The 16,137-nt window shown below is 69.7% G+C and carries 18 protein-coding genes; 14 read left to right on the top strand and 4 right to left on the bottom strand.

Annotated elements, in window-relative coordinates; translation table 11 throughout:
* From B0I29_RS46170 to B0I29_RS41380, 14 genes are all read left to right on the top strand, one after another.
* Nucleotides 1–1,206, top strand: a 1,206-nt coding sequence (locus B0I29_RS46170) for an FG-GAP repeat domain-containing protein (protein WP_181558243.1), incomplete at its 5' end; no start/stop codon positions are given.
* Between the two features lie 161 nt (nucleotides 1,207–1,367).
* Nucleotides 1,368–2,300, top strand: coding sequence for a hypothetical protein (locus B0I29_RS41440; RefSeq protein WP_111654662.1), 933 nt, complete (start codon nucleotides 1,368–1,370; stop codon nucleotides 2,298–2,300).
* A 122-nt stretch (nucleotides 2,301–2,422) separates the two neighbouring features.
* Complete coding sequence (locus tag B0I29_RS41435) at nucleotides 2,423–3,043, top strand: response regulator transcription factor (protein WP_111654661.1); 621 nt, start codon at nucleotides 2,423–2,425, stop codon at nucleotides 3,041–3,043.
* Between the two features lie 99 nt (nucleotides 3,044–3,142).
* Nucleotides 3,143–3,700 carry a hypothetical protein gene (locus B0I29_RS41430; RefSeq protein ID WP_111654660.1) on the top strand — a complete coding sequence of 186 codons (558 nt, stop codon included), beginning with the start codon at nucleotides 3,143–3,145 and terminating at the stop codon, nucleotides 3,698–3,700.
* Between the two features lie 165 nt (nucleotides 3,701–3,865).
* On the top strand, nucleotides 3,866–4,651 hold the full coding sequence (locus tag B0I29_RS41425) for an AfsR/SARP family transcriptional regulator (RefSeq protein WP_146617062.1): 786 nt from the start codon (nucleotides 3,866–3,868) through the stop codon (nucleotides 4,649–4,651).
* A gap of 96 nt (nucleotides 4,652–4,747) precedes the next feature.
* Nucleotides 4,748–5,173 carry a hypothetical protein gene (locus B0I29_RS41420; RefSeq protein ID WP_111654658.1) on the top strand — a complete coding sequence of 142 codons (426 nt, stop codon included), beginning with the start codon at nucleotides 4,748–4,750 and terminating at the stop codon, nucleotides 5,171–5,173.
* A 99-nt stretch (nucleotides 5,174–5,272) separates the two neighbouring features.
* On the top strand, nucleotides 5,273–6,184 hold the full coding sequence (locus tag B0I29_RS41415; protein ID WP_111654657.1) for a hypothetical protein: 912 nt from the start codon (nucleotides 5,273–5,275) through the stop codon (nucleotides 6,182–6,184).
* Nucleotides 6,174–7,382, top strand: coding sequence for a peptidoglycan-binding protein (locus B0I29_RS41410; protein WP_111654656.1), 1,209 nt, complete (start codon nucleotides 6,174–6,176; stop codon nucleotides 7,380–7,382). Before B0I29_RS41415 ends, B0I29_RS41410 begins: the two co-directional genes overlap by 11 nt.
* Nucleotides 7,379–8,050: an ABC transporter ATP-binding protein gene (locus B0I29_RS41405; protein ID WP_111654655.1), complete on the top strand. Its 672-nt coding sequence runs from the start codon at nucleotides 7,379–7,381 to the stop codon at nucleotides 8,048–8,050. The genes B0I29_RS41410 and B0I29_RS41405 overlap by 4 nt, the downstream gene beginning before the upstream one ends.
* Nucleotides 8,047–9,279, top strand: coding sequence for an ABC transporter permease (locus B0I29_RS41400; RefSeq protein WP_111654654.1), 1,233 nt, complete (start codon nucleotides 8,047–8,049; stop codon nucleotides 9,277–9,279). Before B0I29_RS41405 ends, B0I29_RS41400 begins: the two co-directional genes overlap by 4 nt.
* A gap of 67 nt (nucleotides 9,280–9,346) precedes the next feature.
* Complete coding sequence (locus tag B0I29_RS41395; protein WP_111654653.1) at nucleotides 9,347–10,006, top strand: ThuA domain-containing protein; 660 nt, start codon at nucleotides 9,347–9,349, stop codon at nucleotides 10,004–10,006.
* A gap of 82 nt (nucleotides 10,007–10,088) precedes the next feature.
* Entirely contained in the window at nucleotides 10,089–10,874 is a 786-nt protein-coding gene (locus B0I29_RS41390; protein WP_245973164.1) for a DedA family protein, read from the top strand.
* Between the two features lie 48 nt (nucleotides 10,875–10,922).
* Nucleotides 10,923–11,174 carry a hypothetical protein gene (locus tag B0I29_RS41385; RefSeq protein ID WP_221402883.1) on the top strand — a complete coding sequence of 84 codons (252 nt, stop codon included), beginning with the start codon at nucleotides 10,923–10,925 and terminating at the stop codon, nucleotides 11,172–11,174.
* A gap of 166 nt (nucleotides 11,175–11,340) precedes the next feature.
* The gene (locus B0I29_RS41380; RefSeq protein ID WP_111654650.1) at nucleotides 11,341–11,961 is read left to right on the top strand and encodes a class I SAM-dependent methyltransferase; all 621 of its coding nucleotides are present in this window, start codon (nucleotides 11,341–11,343) and stop codon (nucleotides 11,959–11,961) included.
* On the opposite strand, the gene B0I29_RS41375 is transcribed toward B0I29_RS41380, so the two are convergent.
* Genes B0I29_RS41375 through B0I29_RS41360 form a run of 4 tightly spaced genes read right to left on the bottom strand, consistent with a single transcriptional unit; the run spans nucleotide 11,918 to nucleotide 16,101 of the window.
* On the bottom strand, nucleotides 11,918–12,943 hold the full coding sequence (locus B0I29_RS41375; protein WP_111654649.1) for a prenyltransferase/squalene oxidase repeat-containing protein: 1,026 nt from the start codon (nucleotides 12,941–12,943) through the stop codon (nucleotides 11,918–11,920). The two genes, B0I29_RS41380 and B0I29_RS41375, sit on opposite strands and share 44 nt — an antisense overlap.
* Nucleotides 12,930–13,637: a class I SAM-dependent methyltransferase gene (locus tag B0I29_RS41370; protein WP_111654648.1), complete on the bottom strand. Its 708-nt coding sequence runs from the start codon at nucleotides 13,635–13,637 to the stop codon at nucleotides 12,930–12,932. The genes B0I29_RS41375 and B0I29_RS41370 overlap by 14 nt, the downstream gene beginning before the upstream one ends.
* A gap of 7 nt (nucleotides 13,638–13,644) precedes the next feature.
* Nucleotides 13,645–14,904 carry a glycosyltransferase family 4 protein gene (locus tag B0I29_RS41365; RefSeq protein WP_111654647.1) on the bottom strand — a complete coding sequence of 420 codons (1,260 nt, stop codon included), beginning with the start codon at nucleotides 14,902–14,904 and terminating at the stop codon, nucleotides 13,645–13,647.
* A 9-nt stretch (nucleotides 14,905–14,913) separates the two neighbouring features.
* The gene (locus B0I29_RS41360) at nucleotides 14,914–16,101 is read right to left on the bottom strand and encodes a cysteine desulfurase-like protein (RefSeq protein WP_111654646.1); all 1,188 of its coding nucleotides are present in this window, start codon (nucleotides 16,099–16,101) and stop codon (nucleotides 14,914–14,916) included.
* Nucleotides 16,102–16,137: the final 36 nt, after the last annotated feature.

Below are 16,137 nucleotides of genomic sequence, written 5' to 3'. Positions count from 1 at the left end.
ATCACCATCGACGCCTCCGCACCACCGGCGCCGGACGTGACCAGCGACGTCTTCCTCGAAGCGACAGCGGACGGCGCCACCTGGGCCACCGTGAAGTTCGGCCAGACCGGCCCGGTCACCTTCGAGTCCACCGGCGCCGTGCGGTTCGCCTACACCTTCAACGGCGTGGGTACGCCCGTACCGGTGACCGCGACCAGCGGCAAGGCCACCGTGCCGGCCCTGGCGCCACGGCACTCCGGTCCGAACGGGCTGCACGTGATCGCGTACGACTCGGTCGGCAACCCGAGCCCGACCGCTGTCTACACGTTCTACGTGCCGCCGAGCAGCGTCGCTGACGGCCCCGGCGACATCGGCGGCGACCAGAAGCCGGACCTGCTCGTCATCGACGCCAACGGCAACCTGCGTTCGCTGCCCGGTGACGACGCCGGTGAACTCTGGGGCTCGCTGGTCGCCTCGTACAACTCGGCCGGCAAGCTCGACCCGGCCGGGCACTGGACCGACCCGGCCACCGGAACGGCGGCGCTGATCGCGAAGCACTCCGACGTCTACCCCGGTGACGGCACCACCGACCTGTTCGCCCGTAACCACGAGGGCTTCTGGCTCTACCCGGGTGACGGGTACGGCAGCTTCAACGTCGACAACCGGCTCAAGGTGCTGCTGCCGGCCGGCGTACCCGCGCCGTCCACCTGGACCCAGATGAAGGCGGTCGGGGACATCACCGGCGACCACCGTGCCGACCTGGCGATCCGGTCCGGTTCCGCGTTCTGGATCCTGAGTGGTTATACCGGTGGCGCCTTCCAGTCGGCCGTCCAGATGGACGCCACCAACTGGAGCCGCGCGGAGATCGTGAACATCGCCGACGTCGACCTCGACGGCACTCCCGACCTGGTCTGGCGGCACCTGGACACCGGCTTCATGTGGCTGCGCCACGGCAAGCCCGGCACCGTCGCGACCAGCGTCAACCTGGACTCGCTGAAGAGCGCGGCGGCGTCCCGCCAGGGCGTCGACACCCAGTACGGCAGCGGGTGGACCACGATCAAGACCGTCATCGGTACGCCGGACGCGAGCGGCGACAAGGTCCCGGACATGTGGGCTGTGGTCGCGGCCACCGGCGAGACCCGGTTCTACACCACCACCACGACGTACGGCGGCACTCAGAAGGTCGTCCTCACCGTCGACTGGCGGAACATGAAGGGCTTCGCCTGATCTGAATAGTTCCGGCGGCGGGCTTGAGCAGAACGTTTGCTCAGGCCCGCCGCCTGCTTTCCGGTCATCAGAGATTTTTCCGGGCGAAAGCGCATCCGACGCGACAGGACGGGTAGACCTTTGTCGATGGCATGACGACTGGCGCCGGCAGGAGGTGGATCGTGACCGCGACTGTTTCGCGCGTCGCCCGCCTGCTGTTCGTGATCGGCATGGCCATCGCCGCGTACTTCGCGGTGAGCCTCCTGGATCACGCGGCCCGCGCCGACGAGGGCGTGCTCGACCGGCCGCTCGCCTCCGTCGAGGAGCTGGTCACCCCGCAGGCGATTCCCGCCAAGGCACAGAAGGCCATCGCGGCAAAGCCCAAGCTCCACAAGGCCGAACCGGTACGGAAGCAGGTCACGAAGGTTACGAAGGTCGCGAAAGCCGCGAAGCGCGCGGCCCCCGCACCGCAGGCGGTGACAAAGCCGCTGAAAGAGGTGACCAAGCCGCTGAAGAAGGCGACAAAGCCGCTGAAGAAGGTGGCACGCGCGGCAGATCCCGGCACACTCGTCCGTCGCGTCCTCACCGCCGCCAAGAATCCGCCCACGACGGCAGTCCCCGACCTGCCCAGCGCGGACACCCTGCCATCGGTTCCGGCAACAAAGCCGGGCAAGACCACCAAGGCTCAGCCGCACAAGACGACCAAGGCACAGCCGGTCGAGAAGGCCGCGACGCAACCGGCCGCCCACGACCCGCTGGCGACGGCACGTCTCGTCACGCCGCCAGAGGCCGATCTCCACCCGGTCTCCGTCACCACGACGCCGCCCGCCCTCTACGGCCCCTCCACACCACGGGCGGAGACCCGGCAGCACCACCCCGCGCCCACCCTGGCACCGGCCCCTGGCACTCCGTGGCACAACCCGATCACCCCGTCCCACCCCGGTGAGCAGTCCGCCGGCGCCGCCCATCTCCGCGACGCCGGCAGCACGACCGCAGCCCCGATGGGCACCGTCCCGTCCTCCTGGTGGCCGGACACCCAGGCCGGCGCCACACCTCTGCCCGAAAACGCGACCGCCTCCGGACGACCCGTCCGGCACAGCGGCCCTCCCAGCTAACTTCCGCGGTTCAGGAATCAAGCCCGCCCCGGTGACCCGGCCCGGCGGCGCGCCAGCCGACCCTCCACACATCTGAGGACGTCGGCATTCCCACCGCGAAATTCCCTGGCTGGGAGGCCACCATGATCCGCATCCTGCTCGTCGAACCCATGAATCTGCTGCGCGGCGCCCTGGCCGCGACATTGTCGCTGGAAGAGGACTTCACCGTGGTGGCCGAGCTCGGCTGCCTCCACGAGGCGCCGGCCATGGCCCGCGCGGTCCCGCCGGACGTGGCGATCATCAACGTGGGGTTGCTGGCCGGCGACGGCCTGCGCCTGTTCACCACTCTCACCGCGGAGCAACCCGGCTGCGTCACGCTGGTGCTGGCCGGCCCGGACGCACCGGCCCAGCTGCGTCGCGCGCTGGACTTCCCCGTTCAGGGCGTGGTCGGCGTGCAGGCCGCACCGAGCGACCTGATCCGCGGCATCCGGCAGCTGGCCCAGGGCGAACGCGTCATCGACGCTGACCTGGTCGTCGCCATGGTCGCCGCGCCGCGCAGCCCACTGTCGGAGCGCGAACTGGACGTGCTGAGCGTCGCCGCGTCCGGAATGCCGGCCGCCGATGTCGCCGCGACGTTGCACCTGACCGCCGGCACGGTCCGCAACTACATCTCGGTGATCCTGCGCAAGACCGGCGCTCGCAACCGCCTCGAAGCGATCCGGGTCGCCGAGGGCGCGGGCTGGCTCCGGGAAAGCCGGACATGACAGTTGTCAGGCCGATCGATGACAGCACTCACTGGGACCGATCTCCGCGGACATCGAGGCTTACCAGTGAAAGCACCGCACATAAAACCAGGAGGAACGATGACACACCGGCAACGGTTCTCGACGATCCTCGTAGTCCTGCTCGCGGCATTGGGTTTCGCCGCGGTGGGCACGAGCCCCGCCACCGCCGCTCCCGCCGCACCCACCACCCAGGCCGCCGTCATCCCCGGCGTCCCGGTCACCGGAACCTTCACCGACGCCACCGGAGGCGCGGGCACCTTCGCCGGCACCTTCACACCGGAGAGCTTCTCCGCCCAGGACGGCGGCCTGCTCGCCGCGGGCACCCTGACGGGCGCGCTCACCGACTCGTCCGGAGACACCGTCGGTACGGTCGACCAGCCCGTGAGCATGCCCGCCGCCGTGGCCCAGGCGACGTGCCGGGTCCTCGACCTGACCCTCGGCCCGCTGCACCTGGACGTTCTCGGCCTGGTCGTGGACCTGAACCAGGTGCACTTGACGATCACCGCCCAGTCCGCGCCCGGCAACCTGCTCGGCAATCTGCTCTGCGCGATCACCCACCTGCTCGACCAGAACCCGAGCGCCGGAACACTGGCCGCGATCCTGAACTTCCTGCTGGCACTGCTCGCACAGTCCTGATCCACTTCCACGACCGGTCAGCTGAGGTGCCCCGCGGCAATAAGCCGCGGGGCACCTCGGCTGACGGGTCACCGCGATGCCTGTCCACTGTGTATTCTCCGTCTCCGGGGGGCGCCTTTAGAGGCGGGAGTCTGCACTGTGCGCGAAGATCAAGAATGGCCTGAGGTGCGGATTCTCGGACCGGTCGAGATCACGGGGTCCAGCGGGGCGAAGATCGACCTCCAGCCGCAGTGCCGCAAGGTGCTCGCGCTGCTGGTCGCGGCGGCCGGGCGGCCCGTGTCAACCGGACAGCTGGTCCGGTCGATCTGGGGTTCCGGCCACCCGCCCCACGCCCCGCAGATGGTGCGTTCGCACATCCGGGTGCTGCGCGGCGCCGTGCGGCACAAGACCGAACGAGCCCTGACGACCAGCACGGCTGGGTATCGGATCGCGCCCGACAGCTGTGTCGTCGACGCGTACCGGTTCCGAGAATTGCTGCACGAGGCGCGTACCCGATGGCCTTTGGATCCGGTGGGCGCGGCCGGGACCGCTCGCGCGGCGCTCGATCTGTGGCGCGGCGCCGAAGCGATGCCGGACGTGGTGGACGTGCAGTCGCTCCGCGCCGAAGCGGCCTATCTCGAGGAGTTGCGCTTCCAGGCCGAGGAGATGCTGGTGCTGTCCAGCCTGCGGTCCGGGCAAACCGATCTCGCCCTGCCCAGAATCCGGAAGCTGGCCGAGCTGCACCCGAGGCGCGAGCGGTTCTGGCTGCAGCTCATGGTCGCCGAGGCACTCAGCGGCAGGCTGGTGGAGGCGACCTCCATAACGTTCCGGCAGGCCCGTCACCACCTGGTGAAGGAGACCGGCCTGCACGCACCCGGCCTCGAACGGCTCCAGCGGGAACTGCTCCGGGGCGTTCAGTCGCCGGAACAACTCCTGAACTTGATCACTCAAAGCAATCGCAGTGTCGCTTGAGGTTACTTACGTCCGACTGACCTCGCAGCCTATGGGGCGACCCGAGGCTCATGGGTAGGCGGAGCGAACGCGCTCCGCACGGGGAAGGGATACCACTTGTCTCGGACCACTTCGCGGACACGCTGGCTCGGTACGCTCGCCGTCACCGGCTTCGCGGCCACCGCCGTCCTGTTCGGAACCGCCGTGCCGGCATCGGCGGCGAACACCAACTTCGACGGCGACTGCGAAACCTCTGAATCCTGCATCTGGCAGGGCGACATCTACGAGGTCGCCGCCTGGGACTACGAGAGCACCGACTCCAACCTGAGCAACAACTACTACAAGAAGACCGGCGCCAAGGTCAACGACAACAGCGGCGGAGTCATGAGCTTCGGCTCCTCGTGCACCGCGGCGTGGGGCAACAACAGCGGCTCCCTTTCCAACAGCACCAAGACCGTCAAGATCGCTGTCGGCGGGCAGGCGAAGACTCTGCTGCGCACCGTCTACGAGGACGTCATCTCCTCGCACCACTGGCAGTGCTGACAGCGAAGCCCGAGCGATAGAGGCGCCGGCGGGGGTGGCGTACGCGCCACCGCCGGCGTCCCCAGGCAGAGAACAAGAAGAACGAGTGGGAGCGTACCGATGAAACGTGTTCTCGTCGCGGTCGTGCTGACGGCCGGCGCGCTGTCCACCGCCGGATGCACCGGTGATCAGGATGCCGGAGGCGGACCGCCGGCGTCCGTCGCCTCGCTTCCGCCACCGCCGGTGACCGCCACGCCCTCGGTGTCGAATCTCAACGACACGCGGCTGCCACTCGACCGCTACACCACCACGGTGGACCAGTTCATCGATCTCGACTACGCCTCGAAGATGGTGGCCGCGGACTGCATGAAGCGGTTCGGCATCACCTACAAGTTCGGGCGCCAGAACCTGGACGCTCTTCGGGACCGGACGAACCGGCTCGGCCTCATGGACGAGGCGGAGGCGAAACAGAACGGGTACCACGGTGATCCGGAGGATGTCGCCCAGTACACGCAGACGGACAGCGCTCACACGAACCTCACCGACGACCAGGCCCTCGTGCTGCTCGGCACTCGTCCAGGCCTGCAAGCGCCGGAGGGCGTGCCGGCGGGCGGCTGCATCGGCGAGGGGCACAGCAAGGTCCAGTGGAATCTCGAGGAGGACTCCTGGCTCGAGGACCAGACGAACGAGGCGGCCACCCGCACCTTCGCCGACGAGCGCGCGCTCACAGTGATCGCCCGCTGGAGCGCGTGCATGAAGGAATCCGGCTATCGGTACGACACGCCGGACGACGCGAACAACGACCAGCGCTGGTGGAAGGACGACAGCGTCGTCGCCTCAGGGCCGGAGATCAAGACCGCGGTCGCCGACGTGCGCTGCAAGAAGAAGGTCAACTACCTCGATCAGATGACCTCGATCCTGACCGCGTACCAGCAGCAGATCGTGGAGAACAACGCGGAGCGGCTCGAGACCGCCCACCGGAACACGCAGAACGCCCTGAAGAACGCGGCGACGGTGCTGAGTGGACGGTAATCCCGCCCCCGCCGACCCGTTGCGCGGCCGGCGCAGGTTCCTGATCGGCCTGGTCACCGGGGCGGTGGTGATGGCGCTCGCCGGACTCGGCGCCTCCACCCTGATCAAGTCACCGCAGCAGGCGGCGGCCGAGGCCGCTCCGCCCGCGCCGAGCCTGATCACCGCGACCGTGGAACGGCGAGTGCTGGAACAGGCGGTGGTGCTACGGGGCACCGTCGAGCCCGATCGGGCGCTCGACGTCAAGGCGGTGCTCGGCGAAGGCCGGGCCGTCATCTCGCAGCGCACGGTCAAAGCGGGCGACCCGGTCGAGGCGGGCACGGTTCTGGCGGAGATCTCCGGACGACCGGTCATCGCGCTCAGCGGCCCCGTGCCGCCGTACCGCGATATCCACACCGGGATGACGGGCTCGGACGTAGAGCAGTTGCAGTCGGCGCTGGGCGACCTGGGTTACCGGATCAGCGACCGGGACGGGGTCTTCGGCGCCTCCACCGAACGTGCGATCCGCAAGATGTACCAGGCCCGTGACTACGATCCGCCGGTCGAGGAGACCAATCCCGTGGCCGATCCTGCGGCCGATCCCGTGGCCGATCCCACCGTGTCTCCGAGCGCCTCCCCCACAGCGGCCCCACGCCCCGATGCCTACCTGCCGATGAGCGAGGTCTACTTCGTCAAGTCCCTGCCCGCTCGGGTGGCCGCGGTCAAGGCGAGCCTGGGCGCTGAGGTCCGCGACGCGATCCTCACCCTCTCGGTGGGAAAGATGGTGGTCCGGGGCATCCTGGCGCCCGCCGACCGTGAACTGGTGGAGACCGGCATGCCGGTGCGGATCCTCAACGAGACCACCGGTGACGAGGCCGCCGGAAAACTGGCGTCGATCGGCGCGCTGAAACAGGGCGCCGGGTCGGAGACCGGTCACCCGATCACGGTGAGCAGCACGAAGGCGCTCCCCGCGGACTTCACCGGCGAAGACGTACGCCTCACCGTCACCGCTGCGACCACCGAGGAGGCCGTCCTGGTCGTACCGGTCTCGGCGATCTTCTCGGCCGCGGACGGTTCGACCCGGGTTCTCCGGGCGCCGGGCGGCGACGAGCGGCAGTCGGTCCCCGTCCGGACCGGGGCGGCCGCCGGCGGATTCGTCGAGGTCAGCGGTGACGGGCTGGCCGAAGGCGACCGGATCGCCGTCGGGGAGCGCTCCGGATGACGGCTCCACCGGTCGTCGAGTTCGCTCGCGTGACCCGCTCCTATCCGGGACCGCCCCCGGTGCGGGCTCTGCACGAGGCCGATCTGATGGTCAACCCCGGAGAGTACGTCTCCGTGACCGGCCCGTCCGGCTCCGGAAAATCCACCTTCCTCAACCTGGTGGGGCTGCTCGACCGCCCGGACGGCGGCGTGTACCGCCTCGACGGCATCGACACGGCCGCCCTCGCCGACGCCGACCGGACCGCGCTGCGCGGGCGGCGCATCGGCTTCGTGTTCCAGTCGTTCCACCTGCTGCGGCACCGGTCGGTACTGGAGAACGTCAAGCTGGCCCTGATCTACACCTCGGTGAATCGCCGCGCCCGGACCGCCCTCGCGCTCGAGACCCTCGACCGGGTCGGGCTCACACACCGGGTGTACGCGCGCGCAGGGCACCTGTCCGGCGGCGAGGCGCAACGGGTCGCTATCGCCCGGGCGCTGGTGAACCGGCCGTCGCTGCTGCTCTGCGACGAGCCGACCGGCAACCTGGACAGCGCCAACGCGGCAGCCGTGCTCGCTCTCATCGGCGAGCTCAACGCTTCGGGCCTGACGGTTCTCATGGTCACGCACGACCAGCAGGTCGCCGGCCGGGCCCACCGCTCCGTTCTGATCAAGGACGGGTTTCTCCGATGAGCAGGCTTTCCCTGTTCAGGCGGGCGCCGCGGATGGTTCCCGCGACCCGGCTGGGTTTGCGGGACGTGGTCGACGAGGCCGTCGCCGGCATGCTGGCGCGGCCGGGACGGGCCGGGCTGACCGTGCTGGGCACCCTGCTCGGTGTCGCGGCGTTCGTCACCGTCCTGGGCCTGACCACCACCGTCGAGGGACAGATCAGCAACCGTTTCACCGCGCTGGTCGCCACCGAGGTGCTCGTTCAGGACACCACCGACCAGCCCGACGCCGGCACGGCGTTCCCGGACGATGCGGAACAGCGGCTGACCGCTCTGAACGGGGTGCGCAGCGCCGGCCTCTTCTGGGAGGTCGCCGACCCGGGCCCGCTCGCCGCCCGCCGGCCGACTGCCCAGGAGCCCGGCGAGAACCTGAAGGTGCTCGCCGCCTCACCCGGTTACCTGCGCGCGATCCACGCACGCCTCAGCTCAGGCCGAGTCTTCGACACGTGGCACGACGCCGAGCACCAACGCGTCGTGGTGCTCGGTTCCGGTGCGGCCGGCCGGCTGGGCATCACCTGGATCGACGAACAACCGGCGGTCTTCATCGGCGGCACCCCATTCGTCGTCATCGGCATCATCGACGACGTCGACCGGGAGGCCGGCACCCTGCTCAGCGCTGTGGTCCCGGCCGGGACGGCGGAAGCCGCCTGGGGCGCCGGCACCGGGACGCGGGCGCTCATCGACACCGAGATCGGTGCCGCCCAGCAGGTCGGCGACGAGGCGCCGCTGGCCCTGCGGCCCGAGGAGCCGAACCGGTTCACGACAATCACACCGCCCGACCCACGAGAGCTGCGTGAGGGGGTGACCACCGACCTCGGCACGCTCTTCCTTACCCTCGCCGCAGTCTGCCTGCTCATCGGCGCGGTCGGCATCGCCAACACGACGCTGGTAGCGGTCCTGGAACGCGTCGGCGAGATCGGCCTGCGTCGCGCCCTCGGCGCCCGCCGCCGGCACGTGGCAGCCCACTTCCTCGCCGAGTCCGGCACCCTCGGCCTGATCGGCGGCCTCATCGGCACCAGCGTGGGAGTCGCCGCCGTGGTGGCCGTCGCCTACCTCAGGGAATGGACCCCGCTCCTGCAGCCCGCGACGGTGCTCCCGGCCCCACTGGTCGGTGCGCTCACCGGCCTTGTCGCCGGCCTCTACCCCGCCTGGCGAGCTACCCGGATCGAACCTGCCGATGCCTTGAGGCGCTGACAGTGGTACCGGCCGGGTGTTCAGCAGCTCGCCCTCTGGATGAGATCCTGGAAACCGTGAGAGCCCGATGAACGCACTGATCGTCCGCGGCGGATGGGCCGGGCACGAGCCGGTGGCCTGCACCGAAACCTTCCGAGCGTTCCTCGAACGCAACGGCTTCACCCTGTACGTCGTGGACGACCTCGACGTCTACACGAACCGCGACGCCCTCGCCTCGGTCGACCTGATCGTGCAGTGCTGGACCGGCGGACGCATGACCGCCGAACAGGAGAACGGGCTCGTCGAACGAGTCCGCGACGGCGCCGGCTTCGCCGGCTGGCACGGCGGGGTCCTCGCGACCGGGTACGAGGCCGCCCAGTACCAGCACATGGTCGGCGGCCGCTTCATCAACCATCCGGGCGGCTTCGTCGACTACACCGTCGACATCACCGGCAAGCACCCGATCACCGCCGGTCTGGCCTCGTACGCCGTGCACACCGAGCAGTACTACTGCCACGTCGACCCCGCCCTGGAGGTACTGGCGACCACGACGTTCACCGGCGAACACGGCGCTCCGGAGACCGCCGGTGTCGTCATGCCGGTGGCCTGGGCCCGCCGTTTCGGCCAGGGACGGGTCTTCGTCTCCGCCCTGGGACACTCCCCCGCCGACCTCGAGGTGCCACAGACCCGCACCATGACCGAACGCGGCCTGCTCTGGGCCGCCGGACTCGCGATCCCGCAGGGATGACCGGACCTGATCGTTCCCGCTGGGAACGTTTTCAGGAAATATGCATCTTACGCCCGTATCTTCGGCGGCTAAGCGGCCTGTCATGGCCGCTGATCCGTATGAGGAGACGAATTTCCGCATGGGTGGCATCACCGATTTCATCACCGACTGGGTCTTCCGGCTCGTCGATGCGCTGGGAGCGATCGGCGTCGGGCTGCTGCTCTTCCTCGAGACCGTCATCCCGCCGATCCCGTCCGAGCTGATCCTGCCGCTGGCCGGCTTCCACGCTCGCGCCGGCGACCTCAACATCGTCGCCGTCTGGGTCACCGCCACCATCGGCGCCCTCGCGGGCGCGCTCGTCCTCTACTACGTCGGAGCCCTGCTGGGGTACGACCGACTGCACGCGCTCGCCGGCAGACGCTGGTTCGTCCTGGCCACGCGCGCGGATGTGGAACGCGGTTACGCCCTCTTCGACAAATACGGCTCCTGGCTCGTGCTCGCCGCCCGCTGCGTCCCGATCGTCCGCAGCCTGATCTCGCTACCGGCGGGCGTCGCGCGGATGCCGCTGAGCAGGTTCATCCTGTTCACCACCATCGGCAGCGGCATCTGGAACGGCGCCCTGATCGGCGCCGGCTGGCTGCTCGCCGACAACTGGGAGCGTGTGGAGGGCTTCCTCGGCCCGGTGTCGAAAGGCGTGCTGGCCCTCGGCATCGCCTTCCTGATCTTCCTGGTGACGCGCCGGGTCCTGGCCCGCAAACGTGCCCTGGCGGCCGGCATCGACCCCACCGAGGCGGACGTGGACGGCAGCCCCGCCCCGGATTTCGACGGCCTGGGCAGCCCGAACCAATACCCGACAGCCAGGGGCGTGGCCCGGGTTGATCATCTGTGAGGCACGACTCGTCGGCGTGCGGCCCGACTCGTTCCTAGGATTGCGGTCATGAGCGATCAACCCACAACAGAAGAGATCCGCCAGCGGATCACCGATCTGGACGCTGAGATCGCCGAGCTCCGCAGGCTCGACGGCGACGCCCAAGCCCGTCGCGGCGAGGACGGCGGCGAGTCAGAGGGCATCATCGAGAACGAGGAGCTCGCCACCGAGCTGACCGGCATCGCGGAGAACCAGGCCGTCATCGACGTCCTCCTCCAGCGCCGCGAAAGCCTCGAAGCGAAACTCAACGCCGCGAAGTAACCCGCCGCGGGGCGAGCCGTAGCTCAGACATGTCATGAGGCTGCGATGACCTATCTGAGCTACGGCCCGGCCCGCAGATCCGACAGCGCCATGTCATCCCCGGAAGTCCCGTGCGGTCACGCGTACGAAAGAAGGGGGTTGATCTTGGTTTTTGTATGATGGCGCGATGCTCGATTCCGACCTGATGGCGGCTGCTGCCGCGGCTACCGGCTTCATGCCCGAGGACGAAGGCCGCGCCCTCGCCGAGGCGGCGTTCGCGGCGCCGGACGGGCCGATCCTGGAGGTGGGCAGCTACCTCGGGAAATCGACGCTCTATCTGGCCGCGGCCGCCCGGGCGCGGGGCACGAAGGTGGTGACCGTCGATCATCACCGCGGGTCCGAGGAGCATCAGCCGGGCTGGGATTATCACGATCCCGAGCTGGTCGACCCGGCCGTCGGGCTGATCGACACGCTGCCGGGCCTGCGCGCGACCATCGCCGCGGCCGGCGCCGAGGACGTGGTCGTCGCCGTGGTGGCCCGGGCCGAGGATTTCGCCGCGCTGTGGGGGACGCCGCTCGCGTTCCTCTTCCTCGACGGCAGCCACACCGACGAGTCCGCGCAGCGTGACCTCGCGAGCTGGGCGCCGCATCTGGCGGTGGGCGGGGTCCTCGCCATCCACGACGTGTTCCCCGACCCCGCTGACGGTGGGCAGGCGCCCTACCGGATCTATCGCAAGGCTCTCGATTCGGACGCCTACACCGAGCTCACCGGGCAGGGTTCGCTGCGTCTGCTGCGCCGGCGTTCTTGAAGATCGCCGAGCGGGGATGCTCCGCGTGCAGGGCGTCGACGGCGAGGACGACCGCCGCCGCCGTCCAGGTGGTCCGTTCCACCGGCCATCGCACGCCGTCGGTCAGCACCAGGCCGGTCCAATAGGATCCGTCCGCCTCGCGCAGGTGCTGCATCGCCGCGATCAGCTCCCGCGCGGCGGACCGCTCACCGAGCGTGTCCAGGGCCAGAGCCAGCTCGCACGTCTCCGCGCCGGTCACCCACGGCTGATCAGAGACACAGAAAACACCTTTCTCGGGTACGACGAACTCGTCCCACCGCTGCTCGATGCGATGCCGGGCCGCCGTGCCACGGACCGCGCCACCGAGAATCGGGTAGTACCAGTCCATCGAGAAGCGGCCCTTGTCGGCGAACGCTTCCGGCCGGTTCTGGAGCGCGCTTCTCAATGTAAAAGCCGCGATCTCCCAGCCGGGCTGTGCCTCGCCGAGGTGCTCGGCGATCGCGGTGCCGCAGCGTAGGGCCTGGTGGATGCTGGAGCAGCCGGTCAGCAGCGCCACCGGGTCGCCGGCCGCCCACCAGATCTCTCCATCAATCGCCTGGCAGCCGACCACGAACTCGAGGGCGCGGCGGACCGCCGGCCACATCCGGGTGAGGAAAGCGTCGTCGCCGGTGCTCAGCCAGTGATGCCAGCAGCCGACCGCGAGGTAGGCGGCGTGGTTCGTCTCCGCGGTCGCGTCCGCGATCACCCCGCCCGGGTCGTACCGCGACGCCCACGAGCCGTCCGGCCGCTGCGTGCGGCGCATCCAGTCGTAGGCGGCCGCCGCCCGGTCCGCCTCACCACCGACGTCGAGGGCCATCGCCGCCTCGACGTGATCCCACGGGTCGGCCTGGCCGCCGGCGTACCACGGGATCAGGCCGTCCGGCTGCTGCTGCGCGGCGATGCTCGCGACGGTCGCCAGGATCTGATCGGTGCCGAGTACCTGGGGCAGGTCAGGAACCGACATGTTTCTCCAGGTAGATGACCACGCTCTTGCCGATCAGCGGGTTGAGAGCCTGCTCCACGACCCGGGTCACCGCCGGCTTGTCGACGATGTCCCACACCAGCATCTTGTGGTACGCCCGGGTCGGTGCGGCGTCCCCGATCGCGCACTTGAGCCACCAGTACGGGCTGTGCAGCGCGTGCGCGAACCCGTTGCCGGTCACCGTCAGCCCGGCCTGGCGCAGCCGGTCGGCCAGCTCGCTCTCCTTGTAGATGCGGACGTGCCCGCCCTCGTTGGCGTGGTACTCGTCGGACAGAGCCCAGCACAACCGTTCCGGCAGCCAGCGCGGCACGGTCACCGCCGCCAGCCCGCCCGGCCGCAGCACCCGGGCCAGCTCCGCGATCGCCGTCACGTCGTCCGGGATGTGCTCCAGGACCTCGGAGGCGATCACCCGGTCGAAACTGGCGTCCGGGAACGGCAGCGACAGCAGGTCACCCTTGACCGTCGTGGCGGTCGCCGTCGCCGGCGACTCGCCTGCCAGGTCCATCGCCGCACACCAGGACGCGGTCGTCGCCAGGTCCTTCTCGTTCAGATCCAGGGCGACGACGTCCGCGCCACGCCGGTACGCCTCGAAGGTGTGCCGGCCCTCGCCGCACCCCAGATCGAGGACGCGCATTCCCGGCCGGACGTCCAGCCTGTCGTAGTCGACGGTCAGCAACGGTGTTCTACCTGCTCTTTCGGTTCTGATTCGCGGCGATTGCTTCGGCGTACCATTCGGCGGTGCGGATCGCGGTCCGCCGCCACGTGAATTGCTCGACCGCCCGCAGGCGGCCCTGCTCGCCCAGCCGGCGGCGCAGAGGCTCGTCGTCGAGCAGCCGCCCGATCGCCGCCGACAACGCCTCGGCGTCGCCCGGCGCGACGTGCAGCGACGCCAGCCCGTCCGGGCCGGCCACCTCCGGCAGCGCGCCCGCCGTCGTCACCACCAGCGGGATCCCGCATGCCATCGCCTCGACGGCGGGCAGCGAGAAACCTTCGTACCGTGACGGGACCGCGGCCACCGTCGCTGACCGGAACAGATCGGCGAGTTCGGCGTCCGAGATGCCGGAGACGAACCGGACTGCGTCCTCCAGGCCGAGCCGGGTGATCGCCTTCGCGGCGGCGCCGTCCGGGCGGGCTGATCCGACGACCACCAGTTCCACGTCGTGGTCGGCGCGGAGTTTGGCTACCGCCTCGATCAGTTCGGCGAGGCCTTTCAGGGGTACGTCGGCGCTGGCCACCGTGACGATGCGGCCGTTGATTCTCTCGCCGCCCGGGCTGAACGTGTCCACGTCCACGCCTACCCCGATCACGCGTAGCCGCTCGGCCGGAACCCGGAACGCTTCGACGATCTCGTCCCGGGCGGCCTGCGACACGGTCGTCAGCCAGGGCAGGTTCCGGGCGACCCGGGCCTGCATGCGGGTGAAGGCGTACCAGCGCCGCAGCGACAGCCGCCGTTTCCAGTCCGGCGCCGCCACCAGCTCCAGATCCCGGTCGACGGTGATCGGGTGGTGGATCGTCGCGACCAGTGGCGTGCCCGACCGGCTCAACGGCAGCAGCCCGTAACCGAGGCACTGGTTGTCGTGCACGATGTCGAACCCGGCCAGCCGCTCCCGCAGATGCCGCCAGGCGCGCAGCGAGAACGTCAGCGGCTCCGGGAACGCCCCGGTGCACATCGCCGCCCATTCCAGCACGTCGACCGGCGTCCGGAACTCCGCCAGCTTCGGCGTCCGGAACGGATCAGGCTCCCGGTAGAGGTCGAGGCTCGGCAGGACGGTCAGGCCGACCCCCTCGTCCAGGTCGGGCAGCGGCGGCCCGGAGAACACCTCCACCTGGTGACCGAGCCTCACCAGCTCCCGTGACAGATGCCGGACGTAGATTCCCTGTCCCCCACTGTGCGGTTTGCTCCGATATGACAACAGGGCGATGCGGAGGGGGGCTGAGGTCACCAGCTGATCCTATTTGCGCAGGAAATCAGCGAGACCAGCGAGGAACCGGTCCACCTCTTCGCCGGTGTTGTAAGGTGCCAGGCCGACTCGCAGCGCGGGCTCGGGCAGCTTCAGCGCGGTGAAGGGCTCGTACGCGTAGAACGATCCCGCCGGCGCGAGCACGTCGCGCTCCGCGAGGAACAGCTGGGCCTCACGGGCGTCCCGGCCGTTCAGGCTCATCAGCGTCGTCGGGGTCCGGTCGGCGGCCCGCGAGTAAACAGTCACCTCTAGCTTGCCGAGCCCTTGTTCCAACCGGGTAAGCAGGGCGGTTTCATGCTCGTGGATCGCCTCGAACGATCGCGTCAGCCCCTCCCTGCGGGTCGCAGCTGGGGCGATCCCCGCGAGGAAGTCGACAGCGGCCGTCGCGCCGGCGAGCATCTCGTAGGGCAGCGTGCCGAACTCGAACCGCTCCGGGACCGCGTCCGACGACGGCAGCAGCTTGTCCGGCCGGATGCTCTCCAGCAGCTCCGGCGCCGCGGCGAGCACCCCGCAGTGCGGACCGAAGAACTTGTACGGCGAGCAGACGAAGAAATCCGCGCCCAGCGCCGGCACGTCCACCAGCTGATGCGCGGCGTAGTGAACCCCGTCGACGTAGAGCAGGGCGCCCGCGTCGTGCGCGAGGTCCGCGATCCGGCGTACCGAAGGAATGGTTCCCAGAACGTTGGACGCGGCGGTGACCGCGACCAGACGGGTGCGCGGCGACAGCGCCCGCTCCAGCGAGCCGAGGTCGAGCTCCGGACCGTCGAGGTCGATCCAGCGCACTGTCACCCCGGCCGGCCCGGCTGCCTGAATCCACGGCCGCACGTTGCTGTCGTGCTCGAGCCGGCTGAGAACGATCTCGTCGCCGGGCTGCCAGGTCTTGGCCAGGTGCCGGGAGAAGTCGTACGTGAGCTGGGTGGCGCTGCGACCGTGCACGATGCCCTGAGCGGGCACGTTCAGCAGGTCGGCGTAGGCAGCGCGGAACTCCGTGACGGTGCGCTCGGCGTTGCGTTCGGACTCGGTGCTCGTCCCCCGGATGGACAACGGCCGCAGCATCGTCTCGGCGATGGCCCCGGCGACCGGGCGCGGCGTCTGGGTGCCGCCCGGGGAGTCGAAGTACGCCACGCCGCCGTCGAGGGAGGGGAAGTGCGCGCGCAGAGCCGTAACGTCGATGACCATGACGACAGTCTGCCTGCAAGCAGTGCCAGGGTTGGA

The organism is Actinoplanes lutulentus (assembly GCF_003259845.1).
Classification (GTDB): Bacteria; Actinomycetota; Actinomycetes; order Mycobacteriales; family Micromonosporaceae; genus Actinoplanes; species Actinoplanes lutulentus.
Note: the sequence above shows the minus strand (reverse complement) of the source record. Positions and strands in the feature narration are given on the sequence as shown.